Below are 19598 nucleotides of genomic sequence, written 5' to 3'. Positions count from 1 at the left end.
TCTTCCGGAAGGTCGCGGATGATATCCGAAACTGAGCTGGCGGAATACTTCATGAACTTCACGTCATCAGCGTTCCGCCTGGAAACGCTGGACGTCTACCGTGTCGATGATGAGACTGAATACTTCGAACGGTTCATGGCCGGAGGGGAGTTCCCAGAGGACTGGCATGACAACCCATGGGTCCGCTCGATCACCGAGAGTGGTAGGAAACTCCACCGAGTGCATGTCCTGCGTACTCCCTTGAGCGACTACCTGAGGTTCCAGCTTGGCTGGGGCTACCCGGGAAACGTGCACGACGGAGAAGACATCGGAATCATCGATTTGTCCGAACGCGAAATATCTGGGTTGCCCGACCATGACTTCTGGCTGTTCGATGAGGTCGATGTCCTGCGAATGTACTACGCGGACGATGGAACGTTTGAGGGTGCCGAACATCTTTCCCCGAGCCGCGCGCCCGAGTACATCGCTTACCGAGATTTTGCGCTGAGCACGGCCACGCCGTACACCGAGTTCTGGAGTCGTTACCAGAAGCGTGTCGAATAGCCGCCATCAGGACCTGGCATCTGCTCTCCGTGGCCTGCGCGCGGAGAGCGGACTTACGAGCGCCACGGTAGCCCGGCGGGCTGGCATGTCAACGGCCAAGCTGTCCAAGCTGGAGAATGCGCGCGTACTTCCTAGCGTGGCCGATGTCGAACGTCTTCTGACTGCTCTCAGGACTCCGGACGCTATCAGGGAAGAGCTGATGGCTCTCGCTCAGGAGGCCGTGACCGAGCAGCGTGCCTGGCGCGTCTACAAGCAGCTCGGCTTCCATAAGAAGCAGGTCGAGATATCCGCCATTGAAGCTCAATGCTCAACCGTGCGCCTTTTCCAGCCTGCGATGATTCCTGGTCTGTTGCAGAGTGCTGAATACGTCCAGTCGATCTTCGACCGCCAAAGCGGGATGAGTGACGAGGAGCGTGCTCGGACGGTTGATAACAGGCTGCGTCGACAGTGCGCCCTCTATGACCAGGGGAAGAAATTCCACTTCATTGTGTGCGAGTCGGCGTTGAGGTGGCTGACCATACCACCTCCTGCGATGGCGACACAGCTGGACAGATTAGAGTCCCTGTCTCGGCTGTCCAGTGTTTCAGTCGACGTCATTCCCTTCTCTGGGATGAAGACTGATTTCCCTATGACGGCCTTTTGTATATTTGATCAGCGGCTTGTCACTGTTGAGACTCTTCACGCTGAGATCTCCACCCGAGATCCTAAGGACATCGGCATCTACATCGAATTTTTTGAGGAGATGCGTCAGCTTGCGCTGGGAGAAGAAGCCACGCGAGTATTCCTCGCTGATCTCGCATCTCAGATGGTCCGGTCTGGAAGCTGAATATTTTCTCCCACGAGAAACTCTGTTCCCGATTTGGTTCCCATGGGGTAGCGTAACCGTGGTCGAACCAAGGAGGAAAAATGGGTAACTCCGCCTCGTGTGGACAAACCACTGAGGACCCCGAGGGGCTTCTGCTCGCGGTTGAGCACTTGGGCGTAGCGCACGACCGTCAGCGTTCAGAGCATTCTGACATTACCAGTTCGCAGAACAGTGCTGGTGACGATGGTGAGAATCGCGACCTGAACCTTCCTAAGGAGTAGGAGGTATCTTATGGAGCACCGGCTCGTTACCAGTATAGAGAAAGCGCTCGACTGGAACGGGCCGGGTTTCGTCGGCGTCATATTCGCTCGCGGAACCCTGGCCGATCCTGATCTGCTCTCTCGGTTGATGACGCCCTATCGGCTGCTTGAGATAATTCAACGCCGCCACTTATCGAACCCACAGTTGCGCTGCTACGCCGAAGGCCAAGAAATGCATCCTTCCGGCTACCTCTCCACCGTCGTCAATCGTCGCCGTCAAGCAGTCCAGCAAGGGGATATGGCTGCGTTGGGCGCTATCTTGAACAACGGCGGGACCGTCGTTCTGGACAGCGTTGATTTCTTCGATCCGGTCATGGAGGTGGCCTGCCGGGCGCTGGGATGGTGGTCGGGTGAACTCGTCTCCGCCAACTGCTACCTGGCTGTGGGTGACACCGATGGTTTTCATCTCCATTGGGATGACCACGATGTGATCGCTGTGCAACTGTCCGGAGAGAAGTCTTGGGAGGTGCGAGGTCCTTCCCGCCCAGTACCGATGCACAGGGACGCCGAACAGAACATAGAGCCATCCGACGACCTCATCTGGTCGGGGACGATGGCGGCCGGGGACGTCATGCACATCCCGCGCGGCTGGTGGCACACAGCAACCCGGCTGGGGTCTGGCAGCGAAGGGCATTCGCTGCACGTGACGTTCGGCATCACCAAGCGCACGGGGATCACCTGGATCAACTTCCTCTCCGATGCGGCCCGAGCTGATCGTGAGTTCCGCACAGACCTAGAGAGCAGCCGCAATCCCATCCATGACGAGCGACTTCTCAGCAAGGTCACTGATCTGGCCCGCGCCAACCCGCCGTCGCGCTACCTGGATCGGCTCCGCGTGAGTACCTCGCCCCAGCGACACATGCCCTTGGTCACGGCCTTCGGAGACCTGGAGGCGATGTCGGTGGTCGCGGTGACCGAGTTTCCACCGGACATCACTGTGGCAGGTGGTGCGGTTCAGGTCTCCGCTGGCGGCAAAAGGCTCACCTTTCACACTCGGGCCGAGTCAGCCCTGCGCGCGCTGCTCTCGGGACAGCCCGTGGACCTGACAAGCGGTAGTGCAGCCCTCGTGGCTGTGGCCGCTCAGTTGATCAAGGAAGGCCTATGCGCTCCTCTGACCGAAGGATTGTCCTCGGGCTATACCGGTCTGGTCCCGTCCGCGACGTTCTCCGGAGGGCAACCGAACTCGGTGTGACCAGCCTGGATACCGCTTACAACTACCAGCGGTACCGTTCCCACCAAGTCTTGGCCTCCGTCGCTGCGGGCTTGCTGGACCTGTTCGAGATCACGACGAAGGTTGGGTTCTTCCCCGATGGCCACGACCTGACTCCCGAGAGGCTCCGAGTAGCCGTCCAGAGAACGGCCGAGGATCTCGGTCGAATCCCTGACACCGTCCTTCTGCATAACCCTGAGTGCTCCATCGATGGCTTCGAGAAGGCCTGTGAAGCGCTGATGCTGGTGCGTGACGAAGGGCTCTGCCGGGCATGGGGGATCTCTACATGGGATCCCCGGAAACTGGCCGAACGCTCCTGGGTGGTTCCCCGGCCGGATGTAGTCATGGTGCGATCCGGACTCACCGTTCCAGCTCACGTTCTCGGCGCGGCCGAGCGGTTCACCGTTCAGTTGGCTGTCCCGAGCGTGTGGGGCATGGCGCCTTTTGGCGGGAACGCGAAAGACCCTGTCTGGTCGAAGACTGACACATCTCTATTCTTGGCTCCGGGCCAGCAGGCAACACATCGGCAAGCGGCCGTGGCGGCAGCCTTCGACATCCCGACAGTGGAACGGCTCGCTGTAGGTACCTCTTCGCCTGCGCATCTGACCGAGATAGTGCAAGCTGAATCATTGACCACCTCAACTCAGGTGGTGGAGCGGTACCGTGCCTTGTTGCGCCGCAGGGTTGACGGGGGGAATAGCGCCTAATGCCGTCAGAATCTGCGCGGCTCATCCAACTGGACGACCTGTCGGCGCTGGACATCGGCGACGTCGTGGAACAAGCCCAGCAACGGCTCGGGCGCCGCTTCACCGCTGACGAATCACACTTCAGCCGCGTCAACGGTACGGCTGGGTTTCCGACCGATGCCGGTACTTGGGTGCGCCTGTCCTGGCGCCGGCCGTCACGGTTCGATATGCGGTCCTGGACTGGAACTGAAGCGGCCGCGGCGATCCGCGGTGTACCACGACCGCAGTGGATCGCCGCTGCCACGTGGAACGACGTCGATCGGGCAGTGATTTGGAAGGCCGAGGAGACCAGCCTTGCTCCCGCCCCCGCCGTCGCGGCGGTCGCCGAGATCACCATCGCGCCCAGCCTGCCGGATCGATGGTGGGCTGACCTCATGACCGCTCTGGACACCCTGGCCGATCACACCACTGACCGCATCGCGTTGGAGCAGGATCACCTGAGTCGGCGCATCCATGAGGTGTACGGCTCCGATATTGACACGCGCGTGCCGGACCGAGAATGGCGCTGTGCCCATGGCGACCTGGGATACGCCAACCTCACTGGGCCCGAGCTGGCCCTCCTGGATTGGGAGAGCTGGGGAATGGCACCCCAGGGCTGGGATGCGGCCTGCCTCTGGTCGGCGTCGCTCGGCGTCCCGGAGGTCGCCGAGCAGGTTCTCGCACAGTTCTCCGATGATCTGTCCACGCGAGCGGGCCGTCTGTGCCGACTGTTGCTGTGCGCCAACACTGCCCGAGCCGCTAAGCGAACGGGGAGAACCTCCCCTCTCACTACGGCGATGGCCGAAGCCGCCGATACGTTGCTAGCGAAACTCGTCTAGTGGGTGCCTAGTGAGCTGGATTACTGGCCAGTCCTAGGGATGCGTCTTCCTTTCCCTATGCCTCTGGGCAAGGAATCTCGGGTGCTTTTCCGATACCGGCGGCAGGGGCCTTAGGCCGAATGTGGTTTCTGCCGAGGCCATCCGGCCCCGGCAGGAACCACATCGGAGGAGGCTCCATGACGCACCCGGACCACGCCGCGGAACTCGCCCGGCAGCGCCAAGAGGAGGCGCGGGCCGAGGCGGAGCGGCGGCGGATGCTGCGCGACGCCGAGCGGCGGAGCAAGAAGGACAGGGACGCCGGAGATGACCCACCTGCAGCGTCGTTTCGTCCCGCTCGAACGGGAACGCGTGAACGGGACGTCGGCCCGGCCGCCTGAGCGCGGGCGCGGCGCTGGATCCCCAATTGCGTGTACCCCGACCACCCACAACGCCTACGGCGTGGGCGATGTGGGTGTGGTCGAGGTGAGTGGCGGTTGGGCAGAAGCGACATACTGGGCGCCATGGAACGGCGTGACCCTAGCCCCGTGTTCGTCGGCCGTGAGGCCGAGTTGAAGGAACTGCTCGACGACGCGGACCTCGCCCGACGCGAGGCGTCGACAGCGGTGCTGATCACCGGTGAGGCCGGGGTGGGCAAGTCGCGGCTGCTGCGTGAGTACGCGGAGCGGGCGGCCATGGGCCGGGTGGTGACGGGCGGCTGTCTGGAGCTGGGTGTCGGAGGGGTGCCGTTCGCCCCGTTCATCACGGTGCTGCGGTTGCTCGCCCGAGAGACCGGTGTGGTCGGGGAACGGCGGCCACGAGAGATGACGCGACTGCTCCCCGAGCTCGGAAACGTGCCCGACTCGGCGGACGAAGGCCGCGCCCGGCTGTTCGAGGAGATCCTGACCTTCTTCGAGGCCGCCGCCGAGCCGGGCGGGCTCACCGTCATCCTCGAAGACCTGCACTGGGCCGATACCTCCACCCGCGACCTCCTGGTGTTCCTGCTGCGCAACCTGCACACCGCGCCTGTGCAGCTACTCATCAGCCTCCGCACCGACGACCTGCACCGCGGTCACCCGCTGCGCCGCCTGCTGCCCGAGCTGGAACGCCTGCCGTCGGTGGGTCGGCTCGACCTTGCCCCGCTGAACCGCGACGAGGTCGCCCGGCAGGCCGCCGGGATTCGCGGTGAGGACCTGCCCGCGAACGACGTCAACCTCGTCTACGAGCGCAGTGGCGGCAACCCTCTGTTCGTCGAGTCCTTCATGGAGTACGGCGACCTCGCCACCGCGCCCGTGCCCGAAGGCCCGCGCGAGCTTCTGCTGGGCGCGCTGCGCCCGCTCGACGACACAGCGCGCTCCGTGCTGAAGTCCGTTTCTCTCGGAGGTGAGCAGGTCAGCCACGAGCTGCTGGCCACCGTCACGGGGCTTCCCTCTGACGAACTCGACTCCGCGCTGCGCGCGGCGATCGACGCCAACGTGCTGCGTACCAGCGGCGAGTACTACGTGTTCCGGCACGCCCTTCTGGCGGAAGCCGTCCAGGAGGACCTGCTCCCCGGTGAGCGCGTCCGGCTGCACCGGCGCTTCGCCGATGCGCTGGAGGACGGAGTTCCTGGGCTTGGCTCCCGTGCGGCGGCCACACGGCTCGCACACCACGCCTACGCCGCACATGATCTACCCCGGGCGCTGGAAGCGGCTTGGCGGGCCGCCTACCACGCTCGCGGTGCCCTCGCTCACCCCGAGGCCCTGGCCATGGTGGAGCGCGTCCTGGAGCTGTGGGACCAGGTCCCCGACGCGGCTTGGCGCATTGGTACCTCCTACCCCCGGGTACTGTGGCGCGCTTCCCGTAGTGCCCGCGCACTTGGGCTACCCGTGCGCGCTATCGAGTACGCGAGTGAGGCCCTGGGCCAGCTCGTGCCCTCTCGCCCCACCGCCGACTTCTCGGGCTCTGACGACCTTTCCGAAGAGGATCGAGTCCTCCTGGCCGACCTGCTCCACGCCCGCGGCGAGGCGCGTCGAGAGATGGCAGGAGACGGCGCCTTGGAAGATCTGGCGCGGGCGCTGCGCGTGATGCCCGACAAACACCGGGAGCGGGCCAAGGTCTTGGCGGCGATGGCATCGACACTGTTGATGCGTGGCCATGACGACGACGCGGCGCGCGGAGCACGACGTGCCCTCGACCTCGCGAGGAATGTGGGCGACCAGAGGAGTGAGGCAGACTCGCTCATTACGCTTGGGACCGTCTACAGCCACGACCACAGCACCGCGGCCGAAGGGCGCCGCATGCTGGAGGAGGGTGCCCGGATCGCGCGTGGGATCGATCGTCCGATCGTGGAGTTCCGCGGACTGGTGAACCTCGGCTCGAACCTCAAGTTCAGTGGCCGGTTTGGAGACGCGGTGCAGACCTGGCGCTCTGGCCTGGAACGGGCCCGCCAGCTCGGCCTGTTGCGGGCTCAGGGTGCCCTTTTCCTTGCGGGGGTCGCCGACGGCCTCACCATGTTCGGGCGGTTGGAAGACGCCCGCGCACTTTTGCAGAGTGCCTCGGTGACAGAGAACCCGCTGGGCCGGGCCCGCATGCTCAATGCGACGGTGTGCATCCACCTCCTGCAAGGGGCGCATTCCAAGGCACGCGAGGCGATCGACGAGTTCTACCGTGTGCTGCCGGAGCGGACGTCTGCCCCAGTGGAGTTCGTTGGCATGCGCGGACTGCAGATGGAGCTGGCGCTCATATCCGGGCGTCTGGACGAGGCAGCCGAACGCGCACTCGACCTCCTCAACGAGGAACGTCCATGGATGGGGCGCTGGATCTGGCTGGCCCTGCTACTGGTGCCGATCGCGGAGGTCGCTGCACGGCTGCGTGTGGAGGCGGTCAGCAACCCGGCCTATGTGGAAGTGGCAACGGCAGTATCGGCAGCCCTGCGACGCCACATCGACCGTATCGATCAGGAGGGCGGCCGCACGCGCTGTCTGGTTGAGCATGTCGCACTGCCGATGTCCCGTGCGGTGCTCGCGGAGGATCACGGGGAGGCGTTCGAGCACTGGCGCACGGCCGTGACCGGAACACGTCGCTTCAGCGCGCGGATCGAACTGATCCGCTCCCTGACCGGGCTCGGTGCGTGCGCGGCAGAGCTTGGTGACCGGGAGACGGCCGAACAGAGCCTGGCCGAGGCGCGCGAGCTGGCCGAGGAGTGCTCTGCCGGGGCTCTACTCCGTGAGGTCATCCGAGTCTCGGAGGAAGCGGGAGTGGCGCTGCCGTCTCCCGGTTGCGGACGCGACAGGGCGGCTTCGCCTGCCTCCTCGGGTGGGACCAGCACTGATCACCGGAATGATCCCCTCGCCGCTCTCACCCCGCGCGAGACCGAGGTATTGGCCATGATCACTCGCGGGCGCACCAATCGGGAGATCGCCAATGAACTGATGATCTCCATCAAGACTGTGAGCGTGCATGTCTCGAATGTGCTGGCCAAACTCGGTGTGTCGAATCGCAACGCCGCGGCGGTGCGGGCGCGGGACGCGGGAATGACGTGAATTCCGGCAGTGGAATAACGAGATAAAAGCCAAATCGGTTGAATCCCCCGAAAACGTCTCGGGGGTGCCGAGTGATCGCTATGTTATGGGCCGATGCGAGCGCGACGCACACGGGGATGAGGCGCGCAAATCCCCTCCAGGCCGTGGATCGAGGCTGTAGCGCGGACCATGTATGGAATAAAGTAGAGGCAGCAACGGCCTCTCGATGCACATCCGCGGCAGCCGAAGTTTCTGTGCGGCGGTGCGCATCGCGCGGGTTCCGAGCGAGCGGAACGCGTGCTGACCGATATCCGGCCACGACGCGCCAGGAAGGAAATCCGTTGTGAGTGGGCACCCCCCCACCCCAGAACCAACGTTGACCGTGGGCGCACGGATCACAGGCGCCCCGATTAAAGTCCTCGTCGTCGATGATCACGCATTCTTCCGGCGCGGGCTCGTGTCCGTTTTGGAGGAGGAGCCCGACATCGACGTCATCGGGGAGTCGGGGGACGGGGAACAGGCCGTGCGCCAGGCAGCCGACCTGCTGCCCGACGTCGTGCTGATGGACGTGTGGATGCCCCACGGCAACGGCATCGAGGCCTGCACCGGCATCAAGAGCAGCGTTCCGGACGCCAAGATCGTCATGCTGACGATGAGCGACGAGGAGGACGACCTCTTCGATGCGCTGAAAGCGGGGGCCACCGGCTACCTGCTCAAGGAGATCTCCATCGACGAGCTGCCCGACGCGGTGCGCGCCGTCGCCGACGGTCAGTCGTTCATCAACCCGTCGATGGCCACCAAGCTCATCGGTGAGTTCACCGCTCTGGCGAAAAAGGACGGCGGGCGCTCCCGAGGACTCCCGGCCCCGCAGCTCACCGATCGCGAGACCGAAGTGCTGCGCCTGGTCGCCCGCTGCCTGAACAACAAGGAGATCGCCGACGAGCTCTTCATCTCCGAGCACACCGTGAAGAACCACGTGCGCAACATCCTGGAGAAACTCCAGCTGCACTCGCGCACGGAGGCGGCGGTGTACGCCGTGCGCGAGAAGATCCTCGACAGCGACCCATGAGCCCGCGGGGTGGCACCGCCGAGCGGCGCCACCCGGCCGCGGACAGGCGTTACAGCGTCGGCAGGTAGCGCTGCAGCTCGTAGGGCGTGACCTGGCGGCGGTAGGACTCCCACTCCGCCTTCTTGTTGCGCAGGAAGAAGTCGAACACGTGCTCGCCGAGCGTCTCGGCGACCAGCTCGCTGTTCTCCATCGCGCGGATGGCCTCGTCCAGGCTCTGTGGAAGCGGCGCGATGCCCAGCGCGCGGCGCTCGGCGTCGGTCAGCGCCCACACGTCGTCCTCAGCTCCGGGCGGCAGCTCGTAGCCCTCCTCGATGCCCTTCAGCCCGGCGGCGAGGATCACCGCGTAGGCCAGGTACGGGTTGCACGCCGTGTCCACCGAGCGGAACTCGATCCGGCTGGAGTTGCTCTTGGTCGGCTTGTACATCGGCACCCGCACCAGCGCGGAGCGGTTGTTGTGCCCCCAGCAGACGTAGGCCGGGGCCTCGCCGCCGGCGCCCGCCGACGCGGCCGCGTTGTCCCACAGCCGCTTGTAGGAGTTGACCCACTGGTTGCACACCGCGGTGATCTCGGCCGCGTGCCGCAGCAGCCCCGCGGTGAATCCGCGGCCCACCTTCGACATCTGGTACTCGGCGCCCGGCTCGTGGAAGGCGTTGCGGTCGCCCTCGAACAGCGACATGTGGGTGTGCATACCCGAGCCCGGGAACTCGGTGAACGGCTTGGGCATGAAGGTGGCGTAGACGCCCTGCTCCATCGCCACCTCCTTCATGACCAGCCGGAAGGTCATGATGTTGTCGGCGGTGGTGAGCGCGTCGGCGTAGCGCAGGTCGATCTCCTGCTGTCCCGGGCCGCCCTCGTGGTGGCTGAACTCCACCGAGATGCCCATGGCCTCCAGCATGTTGATGGCGTTGCGCCGGAAGTCGTGCGCGCTGTTGTGCGGCGTGTGGTCGAAGTACCCGCCGGAGTCGTTGGGCTCGGGGAACGCGCCCGGCTCCGGCTTGTTCTTCAGCAGGTAGAACTCGATCTCGGGGTGCGTGTAGAAGGTGAACCCGAGGTCGGAGGCCTTGCTGAGCTGGCGCTTGAGGACGTGGCGCGGGTCGGCGTAGCTGGGGCTGCCGTCCGGCATCAGGATGTCGCAGTACATGCGGGCGGTGCCGTGCGGTTCGTTGCGCCACGGCAGCACCTGGAAGGTCGAGGGGTCGGGCTGCGCCAGCATGTCGGCCTCGTAGACCCGGGCGAAACCCTCGATGGCGGAGCCGTCGAACCCGATGCCTTCGCTGAACGCCGCCTCCAGTTCCGCGGGAGCGACCGCAACCGACTTGAGGTACCCGAGCACATCGGTGAACCACAGCCGGACGAACCGGATATCGCGCTCCTCCAAGGTCCGGAGCACGAACTCCTGCTGTCGATTCACGGCTCACCTTCCTCGTGTTCGCTCCGACGGCGTCCCTGAGCCCCCGCGTCGCGTCTCCGGGGCGAACGGGAGCAGGAGACACCTGTATGGTCCAGTCTGCCTTGCCGAGGTTTCCGGCACATTAACGCAGCTCCCACGTGCGACATGTGCGGAGATCGCGCCCGTGTACGCATTATCACAGCTCGGCCCGCAGCGGGGGTGCGCGGCCCGGCCGCCGACACCGTAGTCTCAAGGTGTGGCACAGTTGAGGATTGCAATGGCGCAGGTCAACCCCACAGTTGGTGACCTGGAAGGTAACTGTCGGCTCGTTGTCGACTACGCGCGTCGGTCCGCCGAGGCAGGCGCCCATCTCGTAGTGTTCCCCGAGATGATCGTCACCGGCTACCCGGTGGAGGACCTCGCGCTGCGGAAGTCGTTCGTCTCCGCCTCCGTGAAGGCGACCCACGACCTCGCCGAGCGGCTCGCCGCCGAAGGCCTGGGCGACCTGCCGGTCATGGTCGGGTTCCTGAACCGGCGCGAGGGGCTGGGCGCGCGCTTCGGCCAGCCCGCGGGCGCGCCGCAGAACTCCGCGGCGCTGCTCCACCACGGCCGGGTGCAGCTCACCTCGGCCAAATACCACCTGCCCAACTACGGGGTGTTCGACGAGTTCCGCAACTTCGTCCAGGGCGACACCCTGCCGGTGGTGCGGCTGCACGGCGTCGACATCGCGTTCGCGATCTGCGAGGACCTGTGGCAGGAGGGCGGCCCGGTCAAGGCCGTGCGCGAGGCACAGGCCGGCATGCTCATCACCCTCAACGGTTCGCCCTACGAGCGGGACAAGGACAACGTCCGGCTCGAACTGTGCCAGCAGCGGGCCCGCGAGATCGGCGCGGCCGTCGCCTACGTCAACATGAGCGGCGCCGAGGACGAGCTGATCTTCGAGGGCGACTCGCTGATCGTGGACTCCGACGGCGAACTGGTGGCGCGCGCCCCGCAGTTCGAGGACGCGCTGCTCGTCACCGACCTGCGGCTGCCCGAGGCGACCCAGGTGTCGCCCCCCTCCAGCCCGATAGACGGCATCCGCATCGTCCGGCACACCGTCTCCAGCCGCCCGGTCGCCCCGTACGAGCCGATGGAGCCGGTGCTGACCCCGCGTCCGGACCCCACGAACGACATCGGCGAGGTCTACCACGCGCTGGTCACCGGTCTGCGGGACTACGTCGCCAAGAACGGCTTCACCACGACCATGGTCGCGCTGTCCGGCGGTATCGACTCCGCGGTGACGGCGACCATCGCCGCCGACGCGGTGGGCGCCGAGAACGTGCACTGCGTGCTAATGCCCAGCAAGTACTCCAGCGAACACTCGGTGGCCGACGCCGAGGAGCTGGTCAAGCGGCAGGGCATGCACGGGCGTACGATCCCCGTCGAGTCCATCGTGGCGGCGTTCGACAACGCGGTCGCGCTCGACGGGCTGGCCGCCGAGAACCTCCAGGCGCGGGTGCGCGGCACGGTGGTGATGTCCCTGTCGAACCAGGAGGGGCACCTGGTCCTGGCCACCGGCAACAAGAGCGAGCTGGCCACGGGCTACTCCACGCTGTACGGGGACTCCGTGGGCGGGTACGCCCCTATCAAGGACTGCTGGAAGACCGTGGTCTGGGATCTGGCGCGCTGGCGCAACGCCGAGGCCGAGCTGAGGGGCGAGATCCCGCCGATCCCGGAGAACTCCATCACCAAGGCACCGAGCGCGGAGCTGCGCCCCGGTCAGTTCGACACCGACTCCCTGCCCGACTACGACCTGCTCGACTCGCTCCTCGACGCCTACATCGGCACCGACAAGGGGTACCTGGAGCTCACCATCGCCGGGTTCGACCCCGAACTGGTGAAGAAGGTGATCCGGCTGGTCGACCGGGCCGAGTACAAGCGCCGCCAGTACCCGCCGGGCCCCAAGATCAGCTCCCGCAACCTCAGCCGCGACCGTCGGGTCCCGATCACCAACCGCTGGACCCCGTGACGGGCTGAGCCGACGTAGCGACGGCCGTTCCCGACGCCCCCGGCATCCTGGGGGCGACGGGGACGGCCGTTGGTCCGCCCGCGCCTTTTTTCCCGCTGGTCCTTTCCCGGTGGTGCTCAGGCCAACAGGCCGAGGTCCCGCGCCCGGGCGCCCGCAGCGCCCCGGTTCGGCAGGTCCAGCTTGGCCAGGATGTTGGAGACATGCACGCTCGCCGTCTTGGCCGCGATGAACAGCTCCCGGGCGATCTCGGCGTTGGTATACCCGCGCCCGAGCAGGCGCAGCACCTCGGTCTCACGCGGTGTCAGCCCAGCCGGGTAAGGGGGAGGCGCGGCCGCGGGGGAGGCGTCCAGCGAGATCCCCAGTCGGCGGGCGAGGTCGGCGGCCCGGTTCGCAAGCACGGCGGCGCCGGACTCCTTGGCGACCGCCGCGGCGGCCCGCACCCACGCCTCGACGTCCGTACGGTCCCCCGCGGCGACGGCGGCCTCGGCCGCGTGCAGCCGTGCGTCGGCCAACCGCAGCCGCAGGGGAGTGCGCTCCCACGCGGCCACGGCCTTCCGCCACGCGGTGAGGACGTCCGCGGCGTCCTGTCGGTCGGCCGCGGCCAGTCGCGCGGCGTAGGCGACGCGGTAGGCAGTCTGGACCGGCCCGATCTCCGGCATCGGCACGGCCACCTCATCCAGGAGCCCACGCACCTCGGCCACCAGCGGTGAGCGCCGCTCCGGGCCGTCGGCCGAGGCGCGGCGCACCGCTTCGGCGATCAGGTCGAGCAGCATCCAGCCGTATCCGCTGGAGAGGGCGAAATCGACCGTGCGCAGCGACTCCCGGGCCAGGGCGAGGGCGCGGTCAAGGGCGTTCTCCGCTATGTCGAGCTCCACGGCGGCCGCGACACCGAGCTGCACAGTGTGGATGCGTGCGGTGGTGAGCGACTCCCGCCCGCCGTCCTTCGCGGCGTACTCCCGGGCCTCCTCGACCTCTCCCAGGGCGAGGGACGCGCGCACGGCGGCTTGGGCCAGGTGGTTCCGGTGCATCGGAACGGGCGACCAGGCGAGCCCGGTGCGTGCCATCTGCCGCGCGGTCTCCAGGTTGCCGAGGTCGTAGTGGGTCTCGGCGAGGTTGAGCGCGGTGAAGGTGCCGCGCACGCTCATCAGCCCGAGCTCGCGGAGCCGCTCCAAGGAGCAGTCCAGAAGCTCGATGGCCTCCTCGTGCTGGCCCTGCTCGCGCAGGTAGTGCGCGAGGTTGATCAGCGCGCGGGCCTCCAACGACGGGTCGGACATCCGTCGGGCCAGGTCGAGGCCCTCCTCGACGGCGGCCCGCCCCTCCTCGATCTCTCCATCCCCGAACAATGCGGTACCCAGGGTGATGAGCGCGTCGGCTCGGGCGCAGTCGTCGCTCGCATCGGCGCCCCGAGGGGCCATCTCGGAGTACCGGATCGCTTCCTTGGCCAGCTCGATGGCGCGGAGCCCGTCGCGGTCGCCCGCGTTCATGCGGCCCGGGCCCGGCGTGGCGGAGGCCGGCAGCCGCTGCCGGAGCAGGGTCTCGCGGGCGAGGAGGGAGAGCAGGAAGCCGTAGCCGTACGCGTGCTTCGGGTGGACGGCCTGCGCCGCGAAGAGGTCTTCCACGCCGTCGCCGTCGGAGAGCTGGATGCGGGCCTGCGCGCGGCGGCGCAGCAGGATGGCACGGCGGAGCAGATTCTCCTCGTCCAGGGCGTCCTCGGGGATCCCGGCGAGCCCCATGTCGCACAGTTCGCGGGCCCGGCCCACTTGCCCGCCCTCGACGGCGGACGCGGCGGCCATGCTGATGACGTCGACGTGGCTATGGCCCTCCACGCGCTCCTCGGCGTCGGCGACCCGGTCCCACAGTTCGAGGACGCGCTCCAGCATGAGCAGCTCCTCGGCGTAAGCCAGTGCCTCACGCGCGTGCCGCGCGGCCGACCACGCGGCGCTCAGCGCGCGCGGCAGGTCGCTGGCGGCGTAGAAGTGGTGGGCCTGCTCGGTGGCGAGCCGGTCGGCGGGGACGACGCCCGGCAGCGTGTCGAGCGCCTCGGCGAAGCGCGAGTGGAGCCGGGAGCGCTGGCCGGGCAGCAGCTCTGAGTGCACGGCCTCACGTAGCAGCGCGTGCCGGAACCGGTAGCCCGTGCCCTCGATCCGCAGCACGTTGGTGTCGACGACCGCGTGCAGCGCCGCATCGAGCTCGCTCTCGGGCAGGTCGGCGACGTGCGCGAGCAGCTCGTGAGAAATCCGGCCGCCGCTGACCGCCCCGACGGAGGCGACGCGGACGACGAAGCGTGCCCGGTCGTCCAGCCGATGCAGGGAGGCGAGCAGCAGCTCCCGGGTGCCCTGCGGGACATGGTCGGTGCGGACGGCCGAGCAGTCGGTCAGCGACTCGACGAACAGAGGGTTGCCGCCGGTCCGATGGTAGAGCGCGGTCACCTCGTCGGGCGGCAGGGCGCTGCCGCGGATGGCGGCGGCCTGCTCCGCCACCTCCTCGCGGTCGAGCGGCCCCAGCTCCAACCGGGTGACGTTGGGCAGCCGCTCCAGCTCTGGGAGCAGCCGCCGCAGGGGGTGAGTGCGGTGCAGGTCGTCGGCGCGGTAGGTGGCGACGACCTGCACCCCGGGTGAGTCGAGGTTGCGCAGCAGGAACACCAGCAGGTCGCGGGTGGCGTTGTCGGCCCAGTGCAGGTCCTCGATGATCACAGTGAGCCCATCGGGTTCGCACACGGCGGTCAGGAGGCGCAGCACCTGCTCGAAGAGGATGCCGCGGGCCTCGCGGCGCTCGGCCGGCGCGCGGCCGAGCTCGGGGAGGAGACGCGCGAGCTCGTGCTCCCCATCGAGCGCGAGCGCGTCGAAGGGCGCGCGGCCCAGGTCGCGCAGCAGATGCCGGAGCACCGCGACGAACGGGGCGAACGGCAGCCCGTCCACGCCCAGTTCGAGGCAGCCGCCGAACACCACGCGCCCCTGACCTACCTGCGCGGCGAACTCGCTGACCAGGCGGGACTTGCCGACCCCCGCGTCGCCTCCGATGAGCATCGTCACGGATGCCTCGCTCCGCGCGCGGCGGGCGTGGTCGAGCAGGGCGCGCAGCTCGCTGTGTCGGCCGACGAAAACGGGGCTGGTGCCGATGGGGGTCATGTCCCCGAGTATGCCCGGGGCGTGCGGCGCGCCGTCCGCGGCCGTGTCGTGTCGCTGACGCGTCCACGGGGGCATGGGGGATGTGCCGCGGGCCACCGCCTAGCGCCGGGGACCCGTCGCGATGTGCCGCTGCCAGGATTCGGCGGCACCGACGCGACCGAGCCACTGGACCAGCCGCGCCAGCAGCGAGGTGCGTGGGACGGCGGGCGCACTGCGGCCGTCGTGTGCGGCGTGCTCGGCGGCCCAGTGGCGGCGCCGGTCGCGTTCCTCGTCGGCCATCCGCCCCCGGGCGATCTCCCGGGTGATGTCGGGGTGTGTCATGGGTCCGTCTCCTCGGTGGTCGTGGCGATTCGGCGCCGCTGGTGCGGTCCGTTCCGTGCGCTCCTCAGCGTCGGGCTAAGTCCCCCGGGCGCACATGGGGCGGATGCCCTATTCATGGCCGTGACGTGGGGCGCGGTGGCTAAGACCGGGGGGTTGGGCGCGGTGCGGGGCTCAAGCCCGCGTCGTCGCCGCGATGGGGACGGGGGTGCGGACGGGCACCGTGGGGGTGGACGCCGTCAGCCGGTCAGGCGATTCGGAGAACGGTGGCGTGTCGCACTCAGTGTTCTCTCAGATGCGGATAGTTGTCGTAACCAGGGGATTCTCCGCGGGGGAGGGTCACGTGACCGGCTGGAGGGTCAATGGTCGTGAGTCGAGGTTCCGCCCGTCTCAGCGGGGGTCGCGCGGCGGCGCGGTTTGCCGTCGGATTGGCGGGCGTCGCGGTCCTGAGCGGAGCCCTCGCCTTTCCGGCGGAGGCCGGGCGTACGGAGCCGCGGGACGAGGTGGAACAGCAGGAGCAGGGAACTGAGGGGCAGGACCAGCCGGACCAGGGCGAGCCGGATAATCCGGATAATGAGGTCGACCGTTCAGAGCTGCCAGCCCTGTCCGTCGGTGTGCGCGACTCCCTGCACTGGATGGGCCCGGGTGATGAGTCGCAGTACGTGATCACTCTGCGCAACGACGGGGACGAACCGTTCGAGCGCATGCTGCTGTTCCAGAGCCTGATGCCGGAGATGGAGCTCGTCGATGCGGGGGAGGAGGCGACCACCTGGGACGGTGCGGTCGCGTGGGAGGTTTCGCTCGCCCCAGGAGAGGAGATCGTGCGCACGACGAGTGTGCGGCTGGGCGACGTGGACGAGGAAGCGCGGTACATCGGCACCACGGCCTGCGTCCAGCTGGAGCAGGGAGGCCCCCTGGTCGCCTGCGGGACCGACGCCAACCTGGTGCCGCGGGAGGAGCCACAGAACCAGGCTGACCACTCGGATCGCTCGGAGTCGTCGGAGGAGGCGGGGTGGTCATTGGGCGCCGCCGCGCTGGAGGGCTGGCCGCCGAAGTGGAGTCTGGTCGGGGCAGGCGTGGGCGCGGTCATTGGCCTAGGAGTGGTGTTCTTCCTGTGGCGGCGGCGCGTTCGCAGGGCGGCGCGCCACATCCCCAAGCGGGGTCGTCACGCCTGAACCAAGGCTGCGGAAGTGTTATGTCACCATGTCGTGAAACGAGCGCGCATATACTACGCGGCGTAGTAGGCTTGCCGCTATGGACATCGTTTACTCCGCGCTCGTTTTCCTGCACTTCCTGGGTATGGCCGGTATTCTCAGCGGCTTCCTCATGCAGCTCATCACCGGCAACGAGAAGTCTCCCAAGGTCATCCTGCACAGCACGCTGCTGCAGCTGCTGACCGGCCTGCTGCTCGTCGGGCTCGCCGAGATGAACGGCGGGGGGCTCGACCACATCAAGATCGGCGTCAAGCTCGTCGTCGCGCTCGTGGTCGCTATCATCGCCGTCATCAACCTGCGCAAGCCCGCCGCCAACCTCGCTACGGCCGCGGGTGTGCTGACCATCATCAACGTCGGCATCGCTGTCTTCTGGCAGTAGCCGCGGGCGCAGGTGCGCAGGAATACCAGGGCCGGGTCCTCCCCCGCGGGACCCGGCCTTCGTCGTGTCGAAACACCTTTGCGCTCACCGTCATGATCTTGCGCGATCGACCCCGGATGCCAGATCAGCGTTTCCGCACGCCAAGTACGATGCGCGGAGCGTAGCCAAACGTTACGCGGAGCCGGATCCCCGCAGGTCGTTCGGTATTCAAGCGACGCTTTTCGTTCGTGAAAGGTGCGGGAAGTCCGGTCTTCACAGCCGTCGACGCGCTTGCTATCTTCGCGGCACCGTGAAAATTCTTGCGTGTTCTTTCGCGGTTTTCACGGTAGATCCCCCACACGCTCCATCCGCCTAGGAGGCGCGATGAAACCGCGACGACGCCCACTCACCGCGGCTACCGCCCCGACCATCATCGGCGCCGGCCTCCTGCTGGCCGTCACCTCCTCCGCCACCCCCGCACTGCCCCCGACCGCGACCACCCCCGCGCCCGATCTCGCCGCAGCCTCCGCGACCATCGCCCCCGAAACCCAGGGCTCGGTCATCGTCCACCTCTTCCAGTGGCGATGGGAGTCCGTCGCCCGGGAGTGCGCCGACGTCCTCGGCCCGAACGGATACGGCGCCGTCCAGGTGTCCCCGCCCCAGGAGCACGTGGTCCTGCCCAGCGCCGAGGGCGCCGCGTACCCCTGGTGGCAGGACTACCAGGCGGTCTCCTACAAGATCGACAACACCCGGCGCGGTACCGCCGCTGACTTCGCCGCGATGGTGGAGACCTGCCGCGAGAGCGGGGTGAAGGTCTACGCCGACGCGATCGTCAACCACACCACCGGTCCTGGCCGCGGCACCGGCAGCGCGGGCAGCTCGTGGCAGGGCGACGCCTACGCCTACCCCGCCGTCCCCTACACGAGCCGCGACTTCAACGACTGCCGCCACGACATCGCCGACTGGAACGACCCCGACGAGGTCTGGAACTGCGAGCTGCTCGCCCTGCGGGATCTCAAAACGTCTCGACCGAACGTGCGCACGGAGATCACCGACTACCTCAACGGCCTAATCGACCTCGGCGTCGCGGGCTTCCGGATCGACGCCGCCAAGCACATTCCCGCCACCGACCTCCAATCCATCTACGCTGGTCTCCACGACGTTCCCGGCTATGGCGGCCCGCCCTACGTCTACCAGGAGGTCAAGGAGGGCGGCGGCCCCGACTCCATCAAGCCGTGGGGCTACACCCCCCTGGGCGACGTCACCGACTTCCGCTTCCATGCCGCGGTCGGCACCGCAGTCCGCGACGGCCGCCTCAACGGCCTCTTGGACGCGGTGGACCACGACATGGCGGTCGCCGCAGACGAGGCCGTGGTGTTCATCGATAACCACGACACCCAGCGCGACGACGTCTCGATCAGCTACCAGGGCATGGGCGCCCGGCACGACCTCGCCCAGACGTTCATGCTCGCGCAGCCGTACGGCACCCCCAAGGTGATGTCCAGCTACTACTACACCCAAAGGGCCCAAGGCCCGCCCAGCACCGGAACCAAGGACGGCAACCCGGCCGGAGCCCTCACGGCCACCACGGGCTGCGACAACGCCCGCTGGTTCTGCGAACACCGAAACCTCAACGCGATGCCGACCTTCCCCACGGCGGTCGGCTCCACCCCGGCCGCGCCCCGCACCGCCGACGGCGACGCCCGCCTCGCCTTCGACCGGGGCGCCCGCGGATTCGCCGCCTTCAACGCCACCGATACCGCGTGGAGGATGGCCTCACCCACGAACCTGCCCGACGGCACCTACTGCGACGTCGCCAACGGCCCGGCCGCGTGCACGTCCGACTCCGCCACCGCCATCACCGTGGACGAGGGCCAGGTCACCGCCACCCTCCCAGCCAACGGCACCCTCGCCATCCACGTCGACGCCACACCGTCCGCCCCCTCGCCGCAGCCGTGACGCCAACGACCCAGGAGCGGCTAATCCCATCACGCGAAAGAGAAAGAGGGGGGTGGGGCCCACAGCAAGGGAAGCGCTGATCAGCCCTCCTCCGTGGGGCAGGCATCGCCGTACCGGCACCCAGCCGGTACGGCGTTGTGTCGCACACTGGAGAGATCGCTGGCCATGGCGATACAAAAGCCGACCACCAGGGCCACCAGGGACGCCCGGTACACCTATCGGCTTCGCGT

15 protein-coding genes are annotated in these 19598 nt (G+C 67.5%); 12 read left to right on the top strand and 3 right to left on the bottom strand.

From position 1 onward, the window contains the following. The first annotated feature begins 18 nt into the window (after window positions 1-18). From ABD259_RS04970 to ABD259_RS04935, 8 genes are all read left to right on the top strand, one after another. Window positions 19-543, top strand: a complete 525-nt coding sequence (locus ABD259_RS04970; RefSeq protein WP_344160436.1) for a DUF6879 family protein — start codon at window positions 19-21, stop codon at window positions 541-543. Next, on the top strand, window positions 533-1369 hold the full coding sequence (locus tag ABD259_RS04965) for a helix-turn-helix domain-containing protein (protein ID WP_344160433.1): 837 nt from the start codon (window positions 533-535) through the stop codon (window positions 1367-1369). The genes ABD259_RS04970 and ABD259_RS04965 overlap by 11 nt, the downstream gene beginning before the upstream one ends. A gap of 270 nt (window positions 1370-1639) precedes the next feature. After that, complete coding sequence (locus ABD259_RS04960; RefSeq protein ID WP_344160430.1) at window positions 1640-2860, top strand: JmjC domain-containing protein; 1221 nt, start codon at window positions 1640-1642, stop codon at window positions 2858-2860. Beyond that, a complete protein-coding gene (locus tag ABD259_RS04955) occupies window positions 2857-3585 on the top strand; it encodes an aldo/keto reductase (protein ID WP_344160427.1) in 729 nt (242 codons plus the stop codon). The genes ABD259_RS04960 and ABD259_RS04955 overlap by 4 nt, the downstream gene beginning before the upstream one ends. Further along, entirely contained in the window at window positions 3585-4442 is an 858-nt protein-coding gene (locus ABD259_RS04950; RefSeq protein ID WP_344160424.1) for a protein kinase family protein, read from the top strand. The genes ABD259_RS04955 and ABD259_RS04950 overlap by 1 nt, the downstream gene beginning before the upstream one ends. Before the next feature lie 176 nt (window positions 4443-4618). After that, window positions 4619-4819, top strand: a complete 201-nt coding sequence (locus ABD259_RS04945; protein ID WP_344160421.1) for a hypothetical protein — start codon at window positions 4619-4621, stop codon at window positions 4817-4819. Between the two features lie 123 nt (window positions 4820-4942). Continuing rightward, window positions 4943-7942: a helix-turn-helix transcriptional regulator gene (locus tag ABD259_RS04940; protein WP_344160418.1), complete on the top strand. Its 3000-nt coding sequence runs from the start codon at window positions 4943-4945 to the stop codon at window positions 7940-7942. A gap of 322 nt (window positions 7943-8264) precedes the next feature. After that, complete coding sequence (locus ABD259_RS04935) at window positions 8265-8990, top strand: response regulator (protein WP_425573482.1); 726 nt, start codon at window positions 8265-8267, stop codon at window positions 8988-8990. 49 nt (window positions 8991-9039) lie between these two features. Here ABD259_RS04935 and ABD259_RS04930 read toward each other — a convergent pair whose 3' ends face one another. Further along, window positions 9040-10401 carry a glutamine synthetase family protein gene (locus ABD259_RS04930; protein WP_344107265.1) on the bottom strand — a complete coding sequence of 454 codons (1362 nt, stop codon included), beginning with the start codon at window positions 10399-10401 and terminating at the stop codon, window positions 9040-9042. Window positions 10402-10636: 235 nt separating this feature from the next. Here ABD259_RS04930 and ABD259_RS04925 point away from each other — a divergent pair, with 235 nt between their 5' ends. After that, the gene (locus tag ABD259_RS04925; RefSeq protein WP_344160415.1) at window positions 10637-12391 is read left to right on the top strand and encodes an NAD+ synthase; all 1755 of its coding nucleotides are present in this window, start codon (window positions 10637-10639) and stop codon (window positions 12389-12391) included. 116 nt (window positions 12392-12507) lie between these two features. On the opposite strand, the gene ABD259_RS04920 is transcribed toward ABD259_RS04925, so the two are convergent. Together ABD259_RS04920 and ABD259_RS04915 are read right to left on the bottom strand one after the other, a co-directional pair. Further along, window positions 12508-15519 carry an ATP-binding protein gene (locus ABD259_RS04920; RefSeq protein ID WP_344160412.1) on the bottom strand — a complete coding sequence of 1004 codons (3012 nt, stop codon included), beginning with the start codon at window positions 15517-15519 and terminating at the stop codon, window positions 12508-12510. A 99-nt stretch (window positions 15520-15618) separates the two neighbouring features. Beyond that, a complete protein-coding gene (locus tag ABD259_RS04915; protein WP_344160409.1) occupies window positions 15619-15840 on the bottom strand; it encodes a hypothetical protein in 222 nt (73 codons plus the stop codon). Window positions 15841-16205: 365 nt separating this feature from the next. On the opposite strand from ABD259_RS04915, the gene ABD259_RS04910 reads away from it, so the two are divergent. The 3 genes from ABD259_RS04910 (at window position 16206) to ABD259_RS04900 (ending at window position 19368) form a co-directional block, all read left to right on the top strand. After that, window positions 16206-17012, top strand: coding sequence for a hypothetical protein (locus ABD259_RS04910; protein ID WP_344160406.1), 807 nt, complete (start codon window positions 16206-16208; stop codon window positions 17010-17012). A 79-nt stretch (window positions 17013-17091) separates the two neighbouring features. Beyond that, window positions 17092-17430 carry a hypothetical protein gene (locus ABD259_RS04905; protein WP_344107258.1) on the top strand — a complete coding sequence of 113 codons (339 nt, stop codon included), beginning with the start codon at window positions 17092-17094 and terminating at the stop codon, window positions 17428-17430. Between the two features lie 363 nt (window positions 17431-17793). Further along, window positions 17794-19368, top strand: a complete 1575-nt coding sequence (locus ABD259_RS04900; RefSeq protein ID WP_344160403.1) for an alpha-amylase — start codon at window positions 17794-17796, stop codon at window positions 19366-19368. Window positions 19369-19598 lie beyond the last annotated feature (230 nt).

The sequence above is a fragment of the Nocardiopsis rhodophaea genome (assembly GCF_039530945.1).
GTDB classification, from domain to species: domain Bacteria; phylum Actinomycetota; class Actinomycetes; order Streptosporangiales; family Streptosporangiaceae; genus Nocardiopsis_C; species Nocardiopsis_C rhodophaea.
The sequence above is the reverse complement of the archived record's forward strand: the minus strand, read 5'-3'. Positions and strand labels throughout refer to the sequence as shown.